Genomic DNA, 3119 nt, shown 5'->3' on the forward strand with positions numbered 1-3119 from the left:
CCGCGCCGCAATATGGGCTCGGGCGCTCCGAACATTTGGTCGGCGATGCGCTGCGCGAGGCGCCGGTGCGACCGTTCCTGTCCTCCAAGGTGGGACGCCTGCTGCGTCCGGTCGATCCGGCAGTACAGGACAAGGGCAACTGGATCGATCCCCTGCCCTTCGACCAGCAATATGACTATAGCTATGACGGCGTGATGCGCTCCTTCGACGACAGCCGGCAGCGGCTGGGGCTCGAAAAGATCGACATTCTTTATGTCCACGACATCGGCACCAGCACGCATGGCGTCGAGGGCAACAAGCCGCTCTGGGCGCAGCTGGCCGGTGGCGGCTACAAGGCGCTGCGCGAGCTCAAGGATAGCGGCGTAGTCCAGGCGATCGGGCTCGGCGTCAACGAGTGGGAAGTGCTGATGGACGCCTTTGAGCTGGGCGACTGGGACGCGTTCCTGCTCGCCGGGCGCTATACGCTCCTCGAACAGACTTCGCTCAACCCGTTCATGACCACCTGCATCGAGCGCAAGGCCTCGGTGGTCATCGGCGGGCCGTTCAATTCGGGCATTCTCGTCGGTGGCGACAAGTTCAACTATGCCAAGGCCCCCGACGACGTGGTCGCCAAGGTGCGGGCCATCGAGGCCGTGTGCAAGGAATTCGGCGTACCACTGCCGGCGGCTGCGCTGCAGTTTCCGCTGACCCATCCGGCGGTCTGCAATGTATTGCCCGGGCCGCGCTCGCCGCAGGAGCTGGACGGCATTCTCGACTGGTGGGACGTCGAAATTCCCGATGAACTCTGGACAACGCTCGCGGCCAAGGGGCTTCTTGCCCAAGGTACGCCTATTCCTGGCGGCACGGCTTGACGCTACACCATAGGCTTCGGTATATATAACTAAATAGTTTTGCACCGGAGCTTTGGGATGGCCGATACTGCGCGGCTGGATGCGACCTTTCATGCCCTTTCAGACCCGACGCGCCGGGCTATCCTGGCGCGGCTGGCGCGCGAGGGTGATGTGACGGTCATGGACCTGGCCGAACCGTTCGCCATGAGCCAGCCGGCAATTTCCAAGCATCTGAAGGTGTTGGAGAAGGCCGGCCTCGTGTCGCGCGGGCGCGATGCGCAGCGGCGGCCGGTGCATCTCGAAGCGCAGCCGCTGGCCGAGGTGACCGGCTGGCTGATCGAATACCGGAAATATTGGCAGGCACAGTTCGAGCGGCTCGACGATCTGCTGGAGGAGTTGCAGCAGCTCGAAAAGCTCGCCGGGAAAAACTAGGGAGGTTTTCCATGCAGTTTGGCGATCCACTTTCCGTAACCTCGCCCAGCGATACGCAATTGGTGATCACACGCGCTTTCGTCGCGCCGCAGCACCTGGTCTATGCCTGCTACACGCAACCGAGCCTGATCCGGCGCTGGCTGACCGGGCCTGACGGCTGGACCATGCCGGTCTGCACCTATGACGCGCGCGCCGGAGGCGGCTATCGCTTCGAATGGCATGGGCCGGACAACGGCTTTCTGGCGGTCGACGGCGAGATCAAGACGATCGATGCCATCCGCTATATCGATGCCGAGGAGCGGTTCGACGCCGGCGAGATGGGACCGCCCTATCGCAGCGAGTTGGAATTCCGACTGAAAGATCAGGGCACGCTGGTGGTGAACAGTTTTACCTACCAGTCCATGGAGCATCGCGATTTCGTGGTGTCGACCGGCATGGCAGAGGGCATGGAATTCAGCTTCAAGAGCCTCGATCGACTCCTTGCGGCGGAGCAGGCCTAGACATGCTGACGATCTGGGGACGCAAGACTTCGTCCAATGTGCAGGCGCTGATGTGGTGCGTTGGCGAACTGGGCCTTGCATGTGAGCGGCACGATGTCGGGCATCGCTTTGGCGGCAATGACACGCCCGAATTCCTGGCGATGAATCCCAATGGCACCGTGCCGGTGCTGCGGGACGAGGACGGCACGACGATCTGGGAGACCGGGGCAATCCTGCGCTATCTCGCGGCCCGTTATGGCTCACCGAGCCTTTGGCCGGCAGCCCCGGCTCAGCGGGCACCGCTCGATCAATGGGCTGAATGGGCGAAGCTCAACGTGACGCTGTCGTTCACGGGGCCGGTTTTCTGGCGCGTGGTGCGGACTGCGCCGTCTCAGCAGGACCCCGTCGCGATTGCGGCGGCGCTGAAGAAGCTCAATTCCGTGCTGGCCATCGCCGAGAAGCAGCTGGAGCGGAATGCCTTCCTCGCGGGGCCGACGTTTTCGCTGGCCGATATCCAATTCGGCCATGTGCTCTTCCGCTATTTCGATATCGCGATCGACCGCCCCGTCTGGCCCAATATCGAACGCTATTATGCCGCCCTGACGAAGCGCGAGGCGTTCAGCGAGCACGTAATGGTTTCGTATGAGGATCTGCGGGTACTGGACTGAACCTGTCAGTTCAGGTCCAGGGCGTAACCCTTTAAAATCTCGAAGGGAACCAGATCCAGGATTTTGCGATTGGTGGCGGCGAGATAGATTCTCGGCGCCTTGCCATCCTCATGGGCCTGCAGCCAGCGGGCGGCGACCAGGCACCATCGATTGCCGGGAGTGAGACCCGGAAAGGCGAATTCCGGACGGGGCGTCGAGAGGTCGTTACCCACGGTTTTGGAATAGGCGAGGAACTCGGCCGAAGTCTCGATGCAGACCAGGTGATGGGCCGCATTTTCGGGACCGGCGGCGCAGTAGCCCGAGCGGAAGAAGCCAGTCAGCGGATCTTCAGAACAGGGCTGCAGCAGTTCACCGAGAACATTGTACTCGGTTGCTCCCTCGATCTGGGGCTGATGGTTCATACTTCTGTCCCTTCCCAAGATTTCCGTGAGCGTCCCCCTCTGCTCCACCCTTAAGGATGGAGCAAAAGAGGGACAGCGCAAGCCCTGCAGCACGGAAATCTAGCCGTCCTGCTTATCCTGGCGGCTCAGCACTTCCTTGACCTTGGAATTGATCTGGTCGAGCGAGTACGGTTTTGGCAGGAAGTCGACGCTCTGGTCGTCCTCGATGTCGCGGCGCACGCTTTCTTCGGCATAGCCGGAGACGAAGATGATTTTGAGGTTCGTCATCTTGTCGCGGATGGCCTTGAGCATGGTTGGGCCGTCCATTTC

The 3119-nt window shown here is 61.7% G+C and carries 6 protein-coding genes; 4 read left to right on the forward strand and 2 right to left on the reverse strand.

All coding sequences use genetic code 11. The annotated features are described in order from the left end of the window. The 4 genes from J0I64_RS09010 to J0I64_RS09025 form a co-directional block, all read left to right on the forward strand. Positions 1–851, forward strand: an 851-nt coding sequence (locus J0I64_RS09010; protein WP_291407310.1) for an aldo/keto reductase, incomplete at its 5' end; no start/stop codon positions are given. A gap of 57 nt (positions 852–908) precedes the next feature. Continuing rightward, positions 909–1262: a metalloregulator ArsR/SmtB family transcription factor gene (locus J0I64_RS09015; protein WP_291407312.1), complete on the forward strand. Its 354-nt coding sequence runs from the start codon at positions 909–911 to the stop codon at positions 1260–1262. Between the two features lie 11 nt (positions 1263–1273). Beyond that, on the forward strand, positions 1274–1762 hold the full coding sequence (locus tag J0I64_RS09020) for an SRPBCC domain-containing protein (RefSeq protein ID WP_291407314.1): 489 nt from the start codon (positions 1274–1276) through the stop codon (positions 1760–1762). A gap of 2 nt (positions 1763–1764) precedes the next feature. Beyond that, a complete protein-coding gene (locus J0I64_RS09025) occupies positions 1765–2409 on the forward strand; it encodes a glutathione S-transferase family protein (RefSeq protein ID WP_291407316.1) in 645 nt (214 codons plus the stop codon). 5 nt (positions 2410–2414) lie between these two features. On the opposite strand, the gene J0I64_RS09030 is transcribed toward J0I64_RS09025, so the two are convergent. Together J0I64_RS09030 and J0I64_RS09035 are read right to left on the reverse strand one after the other, a co-directional pair. Then, positions 2415–2810, reverse strand: a complete 396-nt coding sequence (locus J0I64_RS09030) for a DUF2237 domain-containing protein (RefSeq protein ID WP_291407318.1) — start codon at positions 2808–2810, stop codon at positions 2415–2417. Between the two features lie 99 nt (positions 2811–2909). Further along, the coding region (locus tag J0I64_RS09035) for a response regulator (protein WP_291407320.1) at positions 2910–3119 on the reverse strand (210 nt) is incomplete at its 5' end.

It is taken from the genome of Devosia sp., assembly GCF_017307565.1.
Taxonomy (GTDB): domain Bacteria; phylum Pseudomonadota; class Alphaproteobacteria; order Rhizobiales; family Devosiaceae; genus Devosia.

Coding starts and splice junctions, on each gene's coding strand:
- J0I64_RS09015 (WP_291407312.1), top strand. CDS start 909: ATGGCCGATACTGCGCGGCTGGATGCGACCTTTCATGCCCTTTCAGAC.
- J0I64_RS09020 (WP_291407314.1), top strand. CDS start 1,274: ATGCAGTTTGGCGATCCACTTTCCGTAACCTCGCCCAGCGATACGCAA.
- J0I64_RS09025 (WP_291407316.1), top strand. CDS start 1,765: ATGCTGACGATCTGGGGACGCAAGACTTCGTCCAATGTGCAGGCGCTG.
- J0I64_RS09030 (WP_291407318.1), bottom strand. CDS start 2,810: ATGAACCATCAGCCCCAGATCGAGGGAGCAACCGAGTACAATGTTCTC.